Genomic DNA, 17,695 nt, shown 5'->3' with positions numbered 1-17,695 from the left:
CTCATATTTTTGCCGCGGGTGGGGCCGTTGTCTAGTTGGTGGGTGTGGGGTGCGTGTCTACTTTTGAATAAGCCTCAATGGCTGCCAGCCACGACAAGGTAAATAGGTCTTTAGAATTAAGTTTACGGAATCATCTAAAAACCCCGGTTTTCGTGCATTCACCCCAGGTAAAAACCGGGGTACATGCACAAAAACCGGGGCACTATGAGCGGGACAGTCTCTATTCCGCGACCAGAGACAGAGCCTCCAGGCGGTGGCCAGCCAGGATCTCGCGTCCGCCCAGGCCCTCAAGCTCCAGGAGCACGCCGATGCCGGCGACCTTCAGGTCAGCCATTTCCATCAGGTGGGTGGCTGCCTCAAGGGTGCCGCCGGTAGCCAGAAGGTCATCCACAATCAGCACGCGGGAACCTGCCGGGATGTCGTCCTTGTGAATCTCAATCGCGGCCTGACCGTATTCGAGGGAGTATTCCTTCATGTAGGTATCGCGAGGCAGCTTACCAGCCTTACGCACGGTCATGACGCCGGTACCGGCAATGTAGGCGATAGCCGAAGCCATCAGAAAGCCGCGCGCCTCAACGCCAGCTACGATATCGAACTGACCCTCAAAACGCTGGGCGAGCTCTTCCATCGACGCCCGGAAGACCTGCGGGTTAGCAAACAGGGTAGTTACGTCGTAGAAGAGGATGCCTTCCTTGGGGTAGTCCTGAATCTGCGCGCAGGCAGCGGGAATCTGCTCCTCAAGGGGCAGGGAAGAATCAACGGGCTTAATCATGCTTTTAGCCTAGCTGATGACCTGGGGGCGGGCCGCGAAAGCACGCGCAGGTTCTAGCTCACTCTTGAGCGCTTCCAGCTGGGCAGCCACAGCGGACGGGGCGGTGCCGCCCTGGGCGCTGCGGGAGTTCAAAGACCCCTCAACGGTGAGCACTTCGCGGACGCCCGCGTGCAGGGCAGGTGAGATCGCCAGGTAATCCTCGTCGGTCAGATCCCACAGCTCGCAGTCCTTTTCTTCGCAGACGCGCACAGCTTCACCGGCCAGCTCGTGGGCCACGCGGAAGGGCACGCCCTCGCGCACCAGCCACTCGGCAACGTCCGTCGCCAGGGCAAAGCCCTGGGGAGCCAGCTCAGCCAGACGGTCGGTGTTGAAGGTGAGGGTGGCAATCATGCCGGAGACAGCGGGCAACAGAACTTCAAGCTGGTCGATGGCATCAAAGACCGGTTCCTTATCTTCCTGCAGGTCGCGGTTGTAGGCCAGGGGCAGGGCCTTCAGGGTTGCAAGCAGGCCGGTGAGGTCACCGATCAGGCGGCCGGCCTTACCGCGGGCAAGCTCAGCGATATCGGGGTTCTTCTTCTGCGGCATAATCGATGAGCCGGTGGAGAAGGAGTCATGCAGGGTTACGAAGGAGAATTCTTTGGTTGCCCAGAGAATAACCTCTTCAGAGATGCGGGAGAGGTCTACCGAGATCATGGCGGCAATCCAGGCGAACTCGGCGTAGACATCGCGAGAGGCGGTGCCGTCGATAGAGTTGTGGGTTGCAGAGTTGAAGCCCAGGTCAGCGGCTACAGCTTCGGGGTCTAGCCCCAGTGAAGAGCCCGCGAGCGCCCCGGAGCCGTAGGGGGAGACAGCGGCGCGCTTGTCCCAGTCAATCAGGCGATCCAGATCGCGGGCAAGAGCCCAGGCGTGGGCCAGGAGCTGGTGGGAGAGCAGGACGGGCTGGGCGTGCTGCAGGTGGGTGCGGCCGGGCATGGGGGCGTAAGGGTGGGCCTCGGACTGGGCGATGAGGGCATCGATGGTATCCATGACGCCCTGAGCAATGATGGAGGCGTGGTCACGTAGGTACATTCGGCCTAAGGTGGCAATCTGGTCATTGCGGGAACGGCCAGCGCGCAGCTTACCGCCCAGGTCAGCACCGGCACGTTCGATGAGGCCCTTTTCGAGGGAGCCGTGGACGTCCTCGTCCGACTCCGCCGGGGTGTAGGCGCCAGAACGGACGTCGGCTTCAAGCTGGTCGAGGGCTGCAATCATGCCGGTCAGCTCATCGTTGGTCAGCAGACCGGCCTTAGCCAGCACACGGGCGTGGGCACGGGAGCCTGCAATATCGTAGGGCGCTAGACGCCAGTCGAACTGGGTTGACTTCGACAGGGCGGCAAGAGCCTCAGAGGGGCCACCTGCGAAGCGGCCGCCCCAGAGGGCGCCGTCGTTGGTACCGTGCTTTTCAGCTGACATGTTGTTACCTTTGCGGGGTTGGGAAAATCGTGCGGGGTACGGCAAAGCCGCCCGCCGGCGTCCTTACCTTCTCGTGGGGTAAGGACGCGCGGGGTTGGGCGGCTGAAGCGGGGCTAGTTTTAGAGGCCCAGGCGCTGGTCGCGGGCTGAAGCGACCTTGGAGGACATGCCGAACAGCTCAATGAAGCCGCGGGCCATGGACTGATCGAAGGTGTCGCCCTCATCGTAGGTGGCCAGGTTGAAGTCGTAGAGGGAGGTCTCTGACTTACGGCCGGTAACAACGGCGCGGCCGCCGTGCAGGTCCATGCGGATATCGCCGTTGACCATCTTCTGGGTGTCGTTGATGAAGGCGTCCAGGGACTTCTTCAGCGGTGAGAACCACTGGCCGTCGTAGACCAGTTCGGTCCAGCGCTGGCCGACAATCTTCTTGAAGCGGGCCTGCTCGCGCTCGATGGTGACGTTTTCGAGTTCCTTGTGGGCAGCCATGAGAGCCATTGCGCCGGGGGCCTCGTAGATTTCGCGGGACTTAATGCCGACCAAGCGGTCTTCAACGATATCGATGCGGCCGATACCCTGGGCACCTGCGCGGCGGTTCATAATCTCGATAGCTTCAAGCGGGGTAACTGCCTGGCCGTCGATAGCAACAGGGACGCCTTCCTTGAAGGAGATGACGACGGTGTCGGGGGTGGGAGCGAAGGTGGGGTCGTCGGTGTAGTCGTAGACGTCCTTGGTGGGGGCATTCCAGATGTCTTCAAGGAAGCCGGTCTCAACAGCGCGGCCCCAGACGTTCTGGTCGATGGAGAAGGGGTTCTTCTTGGTGGTGACGATCGGCAGGTTGTTCTTTTCTGCGTAGTCGATGGCCTTCTCGCGGGTCAGGGCCAGGTCACGCACGGGGGCGATGCACTTGAGCTCGGGGCCCAGGGTCTGGATGCCAACCTCAAAGCGGACCTGGTCGTTGCCCTTGCCGGTGCAGCCGTGGGCAACGGTGGTGGCGCCGAACTGCTTGGCTGCTGCTACCAGGTGCTTGGTGATGACGGGGCGGGACACAGCCGATACCAGGGGGTAGGCGTCCATGTAGAGGGCGTTGGCCTTGAGAGCGGGCATGCAGTACTCGTTGGCGAATTCATCGCGGGCATCTGCCACGTAGGCTTCAACGGCACCGCAGTCGAGGGCGCGCTGGCGGATGGTCTCGAGGTCCTCGCCGCCCTGCCCTACGTCAACGGCAACGGCAATAACTTCTGCGCCGGTTGCTTCGCCAATCCAGCCGATGGCAACTGAGGTATCTAGACCGCCTGAGTAGGCCAGGACGATGCGCTCTTTCATGGTGCTCCTTGAGATATTACGTTCAGGGGCGGGAGGTCCCCGCAGGTTCTATAAATAATTATGCACACTCAGACATAATTATGCAAAACGTATCGGCCAGTGATACGCGCTACTATCATCGCGCGCCGTTACAAAACCGGCAAGAGAAACGCGCACCCCAAAATGAAAAAACCTTAATGGAATACTCACAGAACTTTTAAAGATGACTGACACACTAGAAACATGCTCAAGAAATACATGTTCGGAATCCTGCTTCTAGCAGCTGTTGGAATGGTCGCCGCTCTCGCTCTGCTGATGAGCTTTCGAGGCCAGCTCGGCGATGAGGTAGACCCCATCGTCCTCGACCGCACTACCTCCCCCAGCTCGTCAGCGTCCGCCTCTGCTAGCCCCTCGCCGTCAGCGACAAGCGAGAGCCCCAGCCCTGAGCCCACTGCGGAACAGGCAACTGAAGAGTCAACTCCGGCTGAAGCGCCCGTTGTAGAAGAGGCTCCTGCAGAGGTTGAGCAGGCACCAGTTGTCATTGAAGCCCCGGCACCCGTCGTGGTAGAACAGGCACCCGTTGTTGTCGAGCAAGCACCGGCACCCGCTCCGGCTCCCGTCGTGGTTGAGCAGGCACCGGCACCTGCCCCAGCGCCTGCCGACGATGACGACTTTGATGATGACTACGAGGTCGATGACGATGGCGACGATGACTAGCCCTCTCACCAAGCTGCGATCCAAGCTCCGCACCGACCGTGCAACCCGCACTAAGGACCAACGCACAGGCTCAGTACGGCTTCGCATCGTAGCCTGGATGGTTTTGGTGACTGCCTTCATCATCACCGGTCTCATCTTCACGGTTCGGGAGATCCTCATCAGCGAAGTAGGCACAAATGCTGTTGCAAGCACCGAAAGCGAAATCTCAGAATTCCGCACCTTCGCTGAACTCGGGGTAGACCCCACCACCGCTGCCCCCTTTGAAGACCTGGACCAGATGCTCACAGCCTTTGTGTCCCGCCAGTTCACCGGCTACTCAGAACAGCTGATCGGTGTGACCGGCAACCAGGTCATCTTTATCGAAGAGCAACAGGACTACGCCGAAGCAACCGGCTACAGGCTCCACCAGGACCAAGACCTACTAGCCCTCATCACAGGGTATGAGCGGACGTCGGGGATTGAGCAGACCCCGGCAGGCCCGGTGCACTGGGGCAAAGTTCACGTCAGTCTCAACACCGATGCTGGGACCCAAACCGGGCACCTGATCGTTGTGGAATATATCCAGCCTGAGCTCGATGCTGTACAGCACACCATCGTCACCATGATCTGGGTAGGCCTCGGCGGACTGGTAGCCACCCTGGTCATTGCCTGGCTGGTCGCAGGCCGCATCACCAAGCCCATCCGCAGCCTTCGCACCGTAGCCCAAGCCATCAACGATAAAAACTTTTCAGGTCGAGTCGCCGTCAAAGGCGATGACGACGTGGCCGCCATGGGCCGCACCTTTAACCAGATGCTCGACAGATTGGAGGAGTCAGCCATGATTGAACGCCAGTTTATGGACGACGTCAGCCACGAGCTGCGTACCCCCATCACCATCGTGCGTGGTCACCTTGAGCTCATGGACCGCACCGAAGAACAGGACCAAACCCTGCAGCTGGTCGACGATGAGCTAGAACGCATGGGTCGTATCGTCGCTGACCTGCTCACCCTCGCCAAGTCCGAGCGTCCTGACTTTGTCTCACCGCACCCGGTAGACGTCGCCGACCTGATGATTACCCTCGACTCGAAGGTACAGGCCTTTACCGACCACCGCTGGATGATGGCCGACATCGCAGAAGGTGAAGTTGACCTGGATGAACAGCGCATCACCCAGGCTCTCGTCCAGCTCTGCGCCAACGCAGCCCAGTACTCCCCCGAAGGAACCACCATCTCTATCGGCTCAGCCTTTGAGGGAGCAGGTTCCCACCGCGAGCTCAAGCTCTGGGTACGAGATCAGGGCCCCGGCGTCAGCGAAGAAGACGCCGCAACCCTCTTCGAACGATTCAAGCGCAATAACGCCAAAAACCCTGCCACCGCTAAAAAGCACTCCGTGGGTGCCGGGCTGGGGTTGGCCATCGTCCGCTCCATCGCAGAAGCCCACGAAGGCTCCGTCTGGATTGCCCAGCCGGACGACGGTATCGGCGCTATCTTCGGCATCACCCTGCCAGCAGCTGCCGCAGCGGATAGCGGTAAGGACGACACCGATGCCCTAGCAGATAGCGTCTCCAGCGTGCGCTACCCCAGCTGGACCAAATAAAACGTTTACACCAGACCGTACCATCAGAAAGAAGCACCGCTATGAGCCATATCCTGATCGTTGAAGATGACCCGCGTATCTCGTCCTTCATCGTCAAGGGCCTCAAGTCAGCCGGCTACACCTCAACCCTGATCGACGAAGGCCGCTCAGCCTACGCCCTGGCCAAGGTCAGTGACTTCGACCTGATCATTCTCGATGTAGGGCTTCCCGGTATGGACGGTTTTACCATCATGAAGTCCTTGCGGGCCGAAGGCATCACCACCCCCATCATTATGTTGACCGCCCGCGACTCTGTCTCAGATACCCTCGAAGGCCTTGAGAACGGCGCCAACGACTACATGACCAAGCCCTTCCAGTTCGCTGAGCTCTTAGCCCGCATCCGTCTGCGCTTGCTCGACACCAACCGCGAAGAAAGCAGCGCGTCCACCCTGGCCCACCGCAACCTTGAGCTCAACGTGCTGACCCGCCAGGTCACCGTCAACGGCACTATCGCTGAACTCACCAGCCGTGAATTCGCCCTGCTCGAGACCTTTATGAGGCACAAGAACCAGGTGCTCTCGCGCGAGCAGCTCCTGGGCCAGGTGTGGGGCATGGACTTTGACCCTAACTCCAACATCGTCGACGTCTACATTCGCGCACTCCGCAAAAAAATTGGTGATGACTATATCGCCACCGTCCGAGGGGCAGGGTACCGATTCGTATGAAACTTCTATATTCATCAACCAATGCACCTGCCCACGAACCGGCAGTAGATACCGCGCCGCTGACCATCGTCAAGCCCAGTTTTATCACCGGTAAGCTACTCATCTCGTTCTTCGTTGCGGTGCTCCTCATCGGTGCTACTACCGTCACCGGGATGACCTCCACCGAGCTCTCCCTTGAGGGCGCCCTCACCCTTGCCATCTTCATCCTGGCAATCTGGGCCTGGGTGTTCAGTCCGCTGTCAGACACCTACGTCTCACTCGCAGCTGCGGTAGCTCTGGTGCTGACCGGCATTATCAGCACCGACCAGTTCACCGCTTCACTGGGCACTTCGGCTGTCTGGTTGCTGGTGGCAGCTGTGGTGATGGCCCAGGCTCTGACCGCCTCAGGTCTCACCCGCCGTCTCACCGCCCGACTTGTAGCCCTGGCCCGCACCCCGCGCCAGCTCGCCCACCTCTACAACCTAGCCCTCTTTCTGACCGTCTACCTAGTCCCCTCACCTTCAGGCCGAGCAGCCCTCGCCCTGCCCATCTACCTGGCCATGGCAGAAGCTATGCCCGACCGCCCCAAGCTGGTCAAGGCCCTGGGAATCCTAGCGCCCTCCACCATCCTGGTCTCAGCGGTTGCCTCGTTTATCGGTGCAGGTGCCCACCTGGTCACCGCCGAAATCCTGGTGGCCTACGGGCTAGAAACCATCGGCTTCCTCGAATGGATCATTCTGGGCTCGGGTCTAGGCCTGCTTGCCTCACTCCTGGTCACCGAGCTGGTCTTCATCCTCTTCCCCACCCGCGATGACGCCCCGGCAAAACTCCATATCGACCTGGCAGACTTTGAAACCGAAGGCAGCACTCCTGTACGAGGCTCCCTCACCCAGGCAGAGAAAAACATAGCCCTGGTACTCGGCATTGCAATTCTGCTCTGGTGCACAGAGTCCTTTCACGGGGTAGACCCGGTAATTGTGGCCGTGCTCGGCGCGCTGGCTGCCAGCGCTCCCCGTTTCGGTTCGGTCAAGCTGGCTGCTGCTCTCAAAAAGGCTCCCTGGCCCATGCTCATCTTCATGGCCACAACCCTGGCCATTGGTACCGCTCTCTCGGAATCGGGGGCAGCGACCTGGCTGGCAGAGTCAATCTTCGCCCCGGTTTCGGGGCTAGGACGCAGCGGCGCAGCGGCCTTTGTACTTCTCGTCATTGCCCTCTCAACGGTGGCTCACCTGGTGATTCAGTCCCGCTCTGCCCGTTCGGCTGTGCTCGTCCCCCTGATTATCACCGCCGCCATCCCCCTGGGGGTCAACCCGGTAGCAGCCGCCTTTATCTCAACCGCAGCCGCAGGCTTCTGCCACACGCTAACTTCCAGCGCTAAGCCGGTAGCCCTCTTTGCCACCATTGACGGCCGCCCCACCTACACCCCGTCCGACCTTCTCAAGCTTTCGGCCTGGCTGGCACCGCTCCACGCAGCGCTCATTGCCGGCTTCGCCTTCTTCATCTGGCCGGCCCTGGGTCTGCCGCTCTACCTCTAAATCACCACACCTTTACAAGGAGAAACACCATGACCATGTCCATTCCCCAGCGTATTCTAATCGCCCCTTCCGGTTTCAAGGGCTCTCTCGAAGCTGATGTTGTAGCGGACGCCATTGCTTCCGGTATCCGCCGCGTCATTCCCGGCGTCAACACCGTGACCATGCCGATTCCCGACGGCGGCGAAGGCACCGCAAAGATGCTGGCTGGCTCCACCGGCGGCAAGCTCGTACACACCAAGGTCACCGGCCCGGTAGGCCAGCAGGTTCGTTCCCACTACGCCCTGCTCGGCGGAGCTCAGGACGGCGTCGCGGTCGTTGAAATGGCAGCGGCCGCAGGGCTCTCCCTGGTACCTAAGGATCTGCGTAACCCCGCTGAAACCACCACCTACGGAGTGGGGCAGCTCATTGCTGCGGCACTCGATAACGAAGACGTACACACCGTACTGGTAGGCTGCGGCGACTCAGGCACCTCAGACGGCGGTGCCGGTGCCCTCTCAGCACTGGGTGCCCGTATTCTCAACGAGGCCGGAGAAGAAATCCCCCTGGGCGGCGCCCACCTGACCGAGGCTGCGTCCATCGACTACTCCGGTCTACACCCCCGCCTTTCCCAGGTACGCATCGTCCTGGCTCTCAACCAGCACAACATCCTGACCGGCCCCAAGGGCGTTGCCCGCGTCTTTGGCCCCCAGAAGGGGGCAACCCCCGAGCAGGTTGAACAGCTGGATGCGGCCTTAACCCACTGGGCCAACCTGCTGGAAGAGACCTACGAGGCCATGACCGACGGCAAGCTGCACATGGACTTCCACACCGGCGCAGGCACCGGCGCTTCCGGCGGTCTGGGGGCAGGGCTGGCTTTCATCGGTGCTGAGCTTACCCCGCGCTTTGAGGCCCTCATCGACTCCGGCCTGGCCGGCATCAACCTTGATGAAGAAATCCGCCACGCTGACCTGGTCGTTACCGCAGAAGGCGCTATCGACTTCCAGACCCCCAAGGGCAAGGTTCCTGCAGAAATCGCCGCCCGCGCCCAGGGTTCGGGCGCCCCGGTACTCGCGCTGGCTGGCTCTATCGGTAAGAAGGCCTACCGCGTGCACGATGCCGGCATCGACGCTTTCGCCTCGATTATCCCCCTGCCCATGGACCTTGAAGATGCCCTGGTCAACGGTGAAGAGCTGCTGACCGACTCGGCAGAGCGCACCTTCCGCATGATTCTGCTGGGTGCTTCGCTCTCGGCGTCCATGCAGTCCCGCCGGGCGCAGCTGGCCGCCGCCTAACCTAACGGGTGAACGGTAGAGGCTCTCCCCTAGGCTTCCTGGGTGAGGGCCTCTGCCAGTACCCGCTTCAAGATTTTGCCGGTGGGCCCCAGCGGCAGCTCCTCTTTGAAAACATAGCGACGCGGGTACTTGTAGGCGGCAAGTTCCCGGCGGGCCAGCTGATCGAGGGACGCGGTCAGCTCAGCCTGCTGCGAAGCGTCCAGGGGTTCGCGCGGCACCACTACCGCCACAATTTCTTCGCCCACGGTCTCAGAGGGCTGCCCCACCACGGCTGCCAGCTGGACAGCGGGGTGGGTGTAGAGGACGTCCTCAATTTCCCGCGGGTAGACGCTGTTGCCGTTACGCAAGATCATGTCTTTGAGGCGGTCAACGATAAAGATATTTCCCGCCTCATCGAACCGGGCCACATCACCGGTGGCAAACCAGCGGCCTTTGAGCACCTCGGTGCTCGCTTCGGGGCGGCCCCAGTACCCGGCCATGACGTTGGGCCCAGCCACCCACAGTTCGCCAGCTTCACCGGTAGCCAGCGACTGGCCCTGCCTATCGACCACTTTCACGTCTACCCCGGGTAGGGCCCTGCCGACAGAACCAATGACCAGGCCGTATTCAGCCCGGTTGAAGGACACAACGGGTGCAGTTTCGCTCAGCCCGTACCCCTCGTAGATGGGGAAGGCCACCAGACGCTCAATATCAGCGTGGACGGAGGCGGGCAGGGCAGCCCCGCCCGATATGCCGAAGCGGATACACCCCCGCAGCTGGTCGGTCAAAGCAGGGTCGGTGCCCAGATAGGTAGCCAGGGCACTGTACATGGTGGGAACTGCAGCAAACACCGTAACTCCGACAGTGGCGCACAGCTGGGCTGCCCCACCCGGGGTGAAGCGCGGGAGCAGGGCAATGGCGGCGCCCGCTGCGAGTACCGCATTCATCGATACGGTCTGCCCAAAGGCATGGAACAGAGGGAGGCCACCGAAGATAACGTCGTCTGCGGTGAAGCCAAAAACGTCAACGCAGGTTCTAGCGTTCGACAGCATATTGGTATGGGTCAAGGTAGCGCCCTTAGGAGCACCTGTTGTACCTGAGGTGTAGAGGATAACAGCAGGGTCATCCCCGGCGACCGCCTGCGGAGCCCAAGAGCCCAAGGTGGGAGTATCTACCTCGAAGGTTTCCTCGGGCGCTATAGACTCGATGCGCAGCGAAGCTCCTACCTCAGCAGATACCTGGTCTAGTTCCTGCCCAACCCGGGTCCCAGCCGCTGCCACCAAAAGCCGCGCACCGGCGTCCTGAACCTGATAAGCCGCTTCGCGGGCTGATAGGAGCGGGTGCATGGGCACCACAATCGCTCCCAGCGACAAGGCACCGTAGTAAAGGCCCACCATAGCCGGTACGTTGGGTAGCGCCAGCGCAACCCGGTCGCCGGTCTCAACACCGCGATGAAGGAGCCATTCACGAGCAGAAGCCGTCAGCAGGTTCAGCTGACGGTAGGTAAAGGTTCCACCCGCCCAGGTTAAGGCTAGGGAATCATCATCTGCCCGCTCCGAAAGTAGGGCTGCAATATTGTGCTGAGGCGATGCGACGAGAGTCTGGTCAGCGTCTTTGGTATCCACAGGTCTGCCTTTCTTCGAGCCTAGCTAGCCCTGCCCATTCTTTCACACCTTCTACCTCAAAACTTCTGAACAAAAGTTATAAATAAGGCGGGCATGAGCTGTAGGGTGGTCTAGACAGGGTTGCTAACGTGCCTCACTTTTTGAGAAAGTGAAAGTATGACAGATGTGAACCATAGCCTGACCGAGCAGGACATCGACTTCCTTAACTCGGTGTTCGACCTGGCACGTGACAACAAGCCGGTAGCCCTCAAATCGCTGTTTGACCAGGGCGTACCTGTTGACCTCACCAACGCCAAGGGCGATACCCTGCTCATTTTGGCCGCTTATCACGAACACGCTGACATGGTTCAGCTCCTGATCAATGAGGGGGCCGACCTTGACCGTCTCAATGAGCGGGGCCAGACCGCCCTTGTCTGCGCTACTTTCCGTAACAACCTTCCGATTGCCCGCATGCTTCTCGATGCTGGCGCCGACGAAACCCTGGGGTCGCAAACTCCCGCTGATGTGGCAGAGTTCTTCGACCTTGACGAGATAAAGAAACTTTTTGAGGGGTAATGGGTTAGACCGGTATCACTACCGGGTTTACCTACGCCCACCCCGTTAATTCAGCCCCGGTCTTCGACGATGAAGACCGGGGCTTAACTGTGGTGTGCGGTGCCTGCCCAGCGGGGTTAGGCCGCCCACTCCAGGAAGAGGGAAGCGACCTTTTCACCGCCGTTGGGGTCGCGGGTAATGACCATGACGGTGTCGTCGCCCGCGATGGATCCCAGCAGGGGCTCTAGCCCTGCCTGGTCAATAGCTGAAGCGAGGAACTGGGCGGCTCCCGGCGGGGTACGCAGGATGACCAGGTTGGCTGAGGCCTCGGCGGTCACGAGCAGTTCTTTGAAGAGGGAAACAAGGCGGGCATCGGGGCCTTCCTGGGTACTACGACGGACGGGGTGGTTAGGCACGGCGTAGATCAGCCCCGACTTTTCGTCGCGCACGCGCTCGGCCCCGATTTCCACCAGGTCACGGGAGAGGGTCGCCTGGGTGACTTTGAGCCCGTCGTCGGTGAGCAGCTGGGCTAGTTCGGCCTGCGAGCGCACGCGGTGGGTTTGGAGCACCTCGATGATGCGGGCTTGCCGCGCGGTTTTGGTGGAGGGAATCGCCATTGTTTCTTCTCTTTTTCTGGTCGGTTTAGCTAAGGGCTGTGCGGACGTCGGTGGCTAGGTTGGACTCGGCGAGCAGGAAGGCCATGAGGGCTTTTTGGGCGTGGAGGCGGTTTTCTGCTTCGTCGAAGACGACGGAGGCGGGCCCGTCGATGACATCGGCGGTGACTTCGTAGCCGCGGTAGGCGGGAAGGCAGTGGAGGAAGATAGCGTTGGAATCAGCCCTATTCATAGCCTCGGTGTTGACGGTGTAGGGCTTGAATACTTGGGCGCGGGCTTCCTTTTCGTCCTCTTGGCCCATGGAGACCCAGGTGTCGGTGATGACGACGTCAGCGCCGGCCAGGGCCTGGTCGGGGTCGGTGGTGACCAGGATTGAGCCGCCCGTTTCGGCTGCTCGCTGCTGGGCTTCTGCGACGATGGAGTCGGCGGGAAGGTAACCCTCGGGGCCAGCGATACGAACGTGCATGCCCGCGGTGGCGCCACCGAGCAGGTAGGAGTTAGCCATGTTATTGGCGGCATCGCCCAGGTAAACCATGGTGAGGCCGGCCAGCTTGCCCTTGTGCTCGCGGATGGTGAGCAGGTCGGCGAGAATCTGGCAGGGGTGGTAGTCATCGGAGAGGGCGTTAATGACGGGCACGCGGGAGTGCTCAGCCATCTCTTCGAGCCCCGCCTGGGCGTAGGTGCGCCAGACGATAGTGGAGACCATACGGGAGATGACCTTGGCGGTATCTGAGATGGTTTCCTTATGTCCAAGCTGGGCTTCGCCGGGGTTGACGATCAGGGGGTTGCCGCCGAGTTCTGCGATACCTGCGTGGAAGGAGAAGCGGGTGCGGGTCGAGGTTTTATCAAAGATGACGGCTGCGGTCTGGGGACCAGCCAGGGGCTTGTAGCCGTAGCGGTCCGCCTTCATGGAGGCAGCCAAATCGAGCACCTGCGCCTGCTCGGCGGGGGTGAGGTCGGTGTCTTTGAGGAAGTGGCGGACCACGGTTTTCTCCTAGGGGTAGGGGCAGCGTTTCAGCTGACCTTTCATTATATGCATAGTTACTGATAGTTATGCAGTATGTGAATAGATGGATAGAGGTACAGGGCGTCCGCAGCGTGCATCTACTGCTGTCGCGCCTCAGCCAGAACCACGGGGAAGGCAGCGGTGAACTCTGCTAGTTCTGCGTCGGTGATGGTGAGGGCGGGGGCGATACGGACGGTGCGGGTGTCCGGGGCGTTGACGATGAAGCCGGCTGCCCGGGCGGCGGTCACGAAGGCTGGTGCCAGGGGCGCGCCAGAGTCGGTAGTGTCGTCGGTGAGGACGATGCCGATAAGCAGGCCCGCTCCCCTGGTTTCTGCCACGCCGTCTACTTCTTCGATAGCGGCCCTGAAGGTTGAGCCGCGTTGGGCGGCGGAGTCGAGGAGGTGCTCAGCTTCGATGGTTTCGAGGGTTGCGGTGGCTGCTGCGGTGGCCAGGGGGTTGCCGCCGAAGGTTGTGCCGTGCATGCCTGCTTCGAGGGTGCGGACATTGTCGTCGCCGACCACGATCATGGCGCCAATGGGGAAGCCTCCACCCAGCCCCTTGGCGAGGGTGATGGCGTCGGGCAGGTTGTCGCCGGTTAGTTCACGGGAGTGTTCGTACCAGCGGCCGGTACGACCCATGCCGGTTTGGACTTCGTCCACGATGAGCAGGGCACCGCGAGCACGGGTGAGTTCGCGGGCGCGGGTGAGGTAACCTGCGGGCAGGGGCAGGACGCCAGCTTCCCCCTGGATGGGTTCAACGATAAGGGCCGCGACATCATCGGTGAGGTTTTCTTCCAGGGCTTCGAGGGTTGCCGGAATGTGTTTGATGCCGGTGGGGAGGGGTTCGAAGGGCTGGCGGTAGGCGGGTTTCCAGGTGAGGGACAGGGCACCGATGGTGCGCCCGTGGAAGCCGTGGTCCAGAGCTAGGATGGTGCCTTTGCCGTGGAGGTTGCAGTGGCGGCGGGCAAGTTTATAGGCAGCTTCGTTGGCTTCGGTGCCGGAGTTGCAGAAGAAGACGCGGCCCGACTCGGTGCCCAGGTAGCCCAGCAGGCGGTGGGCCAGAGCAATCTGTTGGGGTGTGGTGAAGAAGTTTGAGACGTGGGCTAGGGTTGCGGCCTGCTCGCTGACGGCTTTTACCCAGGCGGGGTGGGCATGGCCGAGAGCGTTGACGGCGATACCGCCGAGTAGGTCAAGGTAGGTGGTCCCGTCGGCGTCCGCCACGCGTGAGCCCTGCCCAGAGACCAGCACCAGGGAGGGGTCGCCAAAGACCCCCAGGAGGTCGTTCCGGTAGTCGGCTAGGAGGTTTTCTTGTGTCATGGGTAGTCCTAATAAGTCACCGGCTTGACCTGGAAGTCAGGGGCCGGGTGGTGCCAGGGGGTGTCGTCCACATCGTCGGGAGTGAGCTGGGTGCCGATACCGCGGTCGGTAAAGATTTCAAGTAGGGGCGAGTGGGCCAGGCGGCCATCGACGATAGAGGCTCTGGGCACGCCCTGCTCTACCGCCTGCAGGCAGGCGCTCATTTTGGGGATCATGCCGGAGACTAGGCTGGGGAGCATCTCGCGTAGTTCGCTGACGGTGAGGGATGAGATGAGGGAGTCTTTGTCGGGCCAGTTGGCGTAGAGGCCTTCGACGTCGGTGAGGACGACGAGTTTTTCGGCTCCGAGGGCGGCGGCGACGGCTGCGGCGGCGGTATCTGCGTTGACGTTGAGGATTTCTCCGGTGAGCCCGGCAAGCCCGTGGTTGTGTTCGGGGTACTTTTCGGGGTCGTGCATTTCGGGGGCGACGGAGGAGATGACGGGGATTTTGCCGGCCTGGATCATGGACATGATGGCGGTGGTGTTCACGCCGACCACTTCACCGACAAGGCCGAGGTCGACTTCTTGGCCGTCCACCACGGTGCCGATGCGGCGGGCGCGTAGGAGCCCGCCGTCCTCGCCGCTCATGGCGACGGCGAAGGGGCCGTGGGCGTTGATGAGGGAGACGAGTTCGCGGGCTACTTGGCCGGTGAGTACCATGCGGACGACGTCCATGGCTTCGGGGGTGGTGTAGCGCAGGCCGCCGCGGAACTCGCTTTCGATGCCGAGTTTGGTGAGCATGGCGGTGATTTGGGGGCCGCCGCCGTGCACGACGACGGGGCAGATGCCGATGGTTCGTAAGAAGACCATGTCTTCGGCGAAGGCGGCACGCAGCTCTTCGGAGATCATGGCGTTGCCCCCGTATTTGAAGACCATGATTTTGCCCCGGAACTGTTGGATCCAGGGTAGGGCTTCCATGAGGGTTTTGGCTTTTTGTTGGGCGGTGTCGAAGCGGGCGTGGGCGTTTTTTTGCTCTGCCATGGGGATCTTTCGGTTAGCTGGAGTAGGCGGAGTTTTCGTGGACGTAGTCGTGGGTGAGGTCGTTGGTCCAGATGGTGGCTTCGTGCTGGCCTGCGCCCAGGTCGATGTCGACGGTTACTTTGCGGTCTGCAGCGAGGTTAACGAGGGAGCGGTCTTGGCCGATGCCGCCGCCGGTGCAGACCTGCACGCCGTTGATGGTGACGTTGACCTTGTCGGGGTCGAAGGTGGCTGAGGTGGTGCCGACTTCGGAGAGGATGCGGCCCCAGTTGGGGTCGTTGCCGAAGATGGCGGTTTTGAAGAGGTTGGAGCGGGATACTGCCCGGGAGACTTCTTCGGCGTCCGCTTCGCTGGCGGCGCCCAGGGTGCGCACGTGGATGTCGTGGCTGGCGCCCTCGGCGTCCCCGATGAGTTGCAGGGCAAGATCCTGGCAGACTTTGGTGAGGGCTTCGGTGAAGATGCCCAGGTCGGGCTCGATATCGGAGGCGCCGGAGCTCATCAGAATCACGGTGTCGTTGGTGGACATACAGCCGTCGGAGTCGGCCCGGTTGAAGCTCAGACGAACGGCCTCGCGCAGGGCGGTATCGAGGTTGTCGGGTGAGATGAGAGCGTCGGTGGTGATGACCACCAGCATGGTAGCCAGCCCCGGGGCGAGCATACCTGCCCCCTTGGCCATACCGCCGATGAGGTAGGAGCCGCCCTCTTCGATTTCCACGCCGATAGCGGCCTGCTTTGAGACGGTATCGGTGGTCATGATAGCTTCAGCCGCCGCCAGCGAAGAGCCGGAGCTCACGCCCAGGGAGGCTGCGGCGTCCTTTGCACCCGCGGTGAGCTTGTCCATGGGCAGGCGCTCGCCGATGAGGCCGGTGGAGCACACCAGCACGTCGCCGGCTGAGACGCCGAGCAGGTCAGCAACGAGTTCAGCGGACGCGTGCGTGTCTTGGAAGCCGGGGGCACCGGTGCAGGCATTAGCGCCGCCGGAGTTGAGCAGGACGGCGTCGGCCCGGCCGTCGCTGATAACCTGCTGGCTCCAGAGCACGGGGGCGGCGGCGAAACGGTTGCTGGTGAAGACGGCGGCAGCGTGCTTGACAGGCCCGTCGTTGACGACCAGAGCGACGTCCTTTTTACCCTCGATGGCGCTAATTCCGGCGCGGACGCCCGCGGCGCGGAAGCCGCGGGGGAAGGTGACTCCCTGGGTGGTGATGCCTTCGATCTGGTGGATAGTGTCGGTCACGGTGCGAGTCCTTCCTGGAGCAGACCTGCGTTTTCGGGGAGCCCGAGGGCAATGTTCATGGATTGGATGGCGCCGCCGGCGGTGCCCTTGGCTAGGTTGTCGATGACGCTGGTGACAATCACGCGCCCGGCGTGTGCGTCGAAGGCTAGCTGCATTTCGGCGTGGTTGGAGCCCTGCACGCTCTTGGTGGTGGGCCACTGCCCTTCGGGGAGCAGGTGCACGAACTTTTCGTCGGCGTAGGCCTGTTGCCAGGCTTCTCGGAGCTGGGCTTCGGTCACTCCGGGGCGGACGCGCGCGGTTGCGGTGGCGAGGATGCCGCGGGGCATGGGGGCCAGTGTGGGTGTAAAGGAAATCTGCACCTGCTCCCCCGCGATGTGGGTGAGCTTCTCTTCGATTTCGGGGGTGTGCCGGTGGGAGCCGCCGACCCCGTAGGGGCTCATGCCGCCCATAACTTCGGCTGAAAGCAGGTGGGGTTTAAGGCTCTTCCCTGCCCCTGAGGTACCTGAAGCGGCAACGATGACCACATCAGTGGGTTCGAGCAGGCCGGCGGCAAAACCGGGAGCTAGAGCCAGGATGGACGCCGTGGGGTAGCACCCGGGCACCGCAACCCGCTTGGTGCCCACGAGTTTATCGCGTTGTTTGCCGGTGGCGGTGGGCAGTTCGGGTAGGCCGTAGGGCCAGGTGCCGGAGTGTGCAGAACCGTAGAACTTTTCCCAGGCGTCCGCGCTGTCAAGGCGGTGATCTGCCCCGGCGTCGATGACCAGGGTGTTCTCGGGCAGCTGGGCCGCGACCTCGGCACTGGCCCCGTGGGGCAGGGCCATGAAGACAACATCGTGCCCGCTCAGGGCCTCGGCGGTGGTGTCGGCAACGACCAGGTCGGCGTAGGCGCGAAGGTGGGGGGCGAGATCGCCCAGGCGGGAACCTGCGGACGAGTGCGCGGCCACGGTTTTTACCTCAACGTGGGGGTGGGTAGCCAGTAGGCGCAAAATCTCGCCACCGGCGTACCCGGTGGCTCCTGTGACAGCTACGGTAATAGTCATAGCACTATATTTGCATTTTTTTGC

15 protein-coding genes and 1 pseudogene are annotated in these 17,695 nt (G+C 61.8%); 6 read left to right on the top strand and 10 right to left on the bottom strand.

What is annotated here, in order from left to right; genetic code table 11:
* Positions 1 to 220: 220 nt before the first annotated feature.
* The 3 genes from ACED88_RS01090 to ACED88_RS01080 all read right to left on the bottom strand — a co-directional run bounded on the left by ACED88_RS01090 (position 221) and on the right by ACED88_RS01080 (position 3,546).
* Positions 221 to 772: an adenine phosphoribosyltransferase gene (locus ACED88_RS01090; RefSeq protein WP_135011408.1), complete on the bottom strand. Its 552-nt coding sequence runs from the start codon at positions 770 to 772 to the stop codon at positions 221 to 223.
* 9 nt (positions 773 to 781) lie between these two features.
* Positions 782 to 2,224: an argininosuccinate lyase gene (gene argH / locus ACED88_RS01085; RefSeq protein ID WP_449108493.1), complete on the bottom strand. Its 1,443-nt coding sequence runs from the start codon at positions 2,222 to 2,224 to the stop codon at positions 782 to 784.
* A 119-nt stretch (positions 2,225 to 2,343) separates the two neighbouring features.
* Positions 2,344 to 3,546 (bottom strand): argininosuccinate synthase, encoded by a 1,203-nt coding sequence (locus ACED88_RS01080; RefSeq protein ID WP_237199929.1) that lies wholly within the window; start codon positions 3,544 to 3,546, stop codon positions 2,344 to 2,346.
* Positions 3,547 to 3,768: 222 nt separating this feature from the next.
* Here ACED88_RS01080 and ACED88_RS01075 point away from each other — a divergent pair, with 222 nt between their 5' ends.
* The 5 genes from ACED88_RS01075 to ACED88_RS01055 are packed head-to-tail and all read left to right on the top strand — an operon-like array spanning position 3,769 to position 9,307.
* Positions 3,769 to 4,242 carry a hypothetical protein gene (locus ACED88_RS01075; RefSeq protein WP_449108492.1) on the top strand — a complete coding sequence of 158 codons (474 nt, stop codon included), beginning with the start codon at positions 3,769 to 3,771 and terminating at the stop codon, positions 4,240 to 4,242.
* Positions 4,235 to 5,818, top strand: a complete 1,584-nt coding sequence (locus ACED88_RS01070; RefSeq protein WP_449108491.1) for a HAMP domain-containing sensor histidine kinase — start codon at positions 4,235 to 4,237, stop codon at positions 5,816 to 5,818. Before ACED88_RS01075 ends, ACED88_RS01070 begins: the two co-directional genes overlap by 8 nt.
* 41 nt (positions 5,819 to 5,859) lie before the next feature.
* Positions 5,860 to 6,522, top strand: a complete 663-nt coding sequence (locus ACED88_RS01065) for a response regulator transcription factor (protein WP_449108490.1) — start codon at positions 5,860 to 5,862, stop codon at positions 6,520 to 6,522.
* Positions 6,519 to 8,036, top strand: a complete 1,518-nt coding sequence (locus tag ACED88_RS01060) for an SLC13 family permease (protein WP_237205559.1) — start codon at positions 6,519 to 6,521, stop codon at positions 8,034 to 8,036. Before ACED88_RS01065 ends, ACED88_RS01060 begins: the two co-directional genes overlap by 4 nt.
* A gap of 29 nt (positions 8,037 to 8,065) precedes the next feature.
* Positions 8,066 to 9,307 carry a glycerate kinase family protein gene (locus tag ACED88_RS01055; protein ID WP_431464971.1) on the top strand — a complete coding sequence of 414 codons (1,242 nt, stop codon included), beginning with the start codon at positions 8,066 to 8,068 and terminating at the stop codon, positions 9,305 to 9,307.
* Positions 9,308 to 9,336: 29 nt separating this feature from the next.
* On the opposite strand, the gene ACED88_RS01050 is transcribed toward ACED88_RS01055, so the two are convergent.
* The gene (locus ACED88_RS01050; protein ID WP_449107806.1) at positions 9,337 to 10,911 is read right to left on the bottom strand and encodes an AMP-binding protein; all 1,575 of its coding nucleotides are present in this window, start codon (positions 10,909 to 10,911) and stop codon (positions 9,337 to 9,339) included.
* Positions 10,912 to 11,067: 156 nt separating this feature from the next.
* On the opposite strand from ACED88_RS01050, the gene ACED88_RS01045 reads away from it, so the two are divergent.
* The gene (locus tag ACED88_RS01045) at positions 11,068 to 11,466 is read left to right on the top strand and encodes an ankyrin repeat domain-containing protein (protein ID WP_237198536.1); all 399 of its coding nucleotides are present in this window, start codon (positions 11,068 to 11,070) and stop codon (positions 11,464 to 11,466) included.
* Positions 11,467 to 11,582: 116 nt separating this feature from the next.
* Here the strand turns inward: ACED88_RS01045 and ACED88_RS01040 are convergent.
* The 6 genes and pseudogenes from ACED88_RS01040 to argC form a co-directional block, all read right to left on the bottom strand.
* A pseudogene (locus ACED88_RS01040) lies at positions 11,583 to 12,071 on the bottom strand (arginine repressor); the annotation flags it as partial.
* Between the two features lie 16 nt (positions 12,072 to 12,087).
* On the bottom strand, positions 12,088 to 13,044 hold the full coding sequence (gene argF / locus ACED88_RS01035) for an ornithine carbamoyltransferase (RefSeq protein ID WP_449107807.1): 957 nt from the start codon (positions 13,042 to 13,044) through the stop codon (positions 12,088 to 12,090).
* 119 nt (positions 13,045 to 13,163) lie between these two features.
* Positions 13,164 to 14,381, bottom strand: coding sequence for an acetylornithine transaminase (locus tag ACED88_RS01030; protein ID WP_449107808.1), 1,218 nt, complete (start codon positions 14,379 to 14,381; stop codon positions 13,164 to 13,166).
* 8 nt (positions 14,382 to 14,389) lie between these two features.
* Positions 14,390 to 15,400 carry an acetylglutamate kinase gene (gene argB / locus ACED88_RS01025; RefSeq protein ID WP_237198533.1) on the bottom strand — a complete coding sequence of 337 codons (1,011 nt, stop codon included), beginning with the start codon at positions 15,398 to 15,400 and terminating at the stop codon, positions 14,390 to 14,392.
* A 13-nt stretch (positions 15,401 to 15,413) separates the two neighbouring features.
* Positions 15,414 to 16,631 carry a bifunctional glutamate N-acetyltransferase/amino-acid acetyltransferase ArgJ gene (argJ, locus tag ACED88_RS01020; RefSeq protein WP_449107809.1) on the bottom strand — a complete coding sequence of 406 codons (1,218 nt, stop codon included), beginning with the start codon at positions 16,629 to 16,631 and terminating at the stop codon, positions 15,414 to 15,416.
* Positions 16,628 to 17,671: an N-acetyl-gamma-glutamyl-phosphate reductase gene (argC, locus tag ACED88_RS01015; RefSeq protein ID WP_449107810.1), complete on the bottom strand. Its 1,044-nt coding sequence runs from the start codon at positions 17,669 to 17,671 to the stop codon at positions 16,628 to 16,630. The genes argJ and argC overlap by 4 nt, the downstream gene beginning before the upstream one ends.
* Positions 17,672 to 17,695: the final 24 nt, after the last annotated feature.

It is taken from the genome of Rothia sp. 11273D007AR, from assembly GCF_053547255.1.
This window is presented reverse-complemented; position numbering and strand designations above follow the sequence as displayed.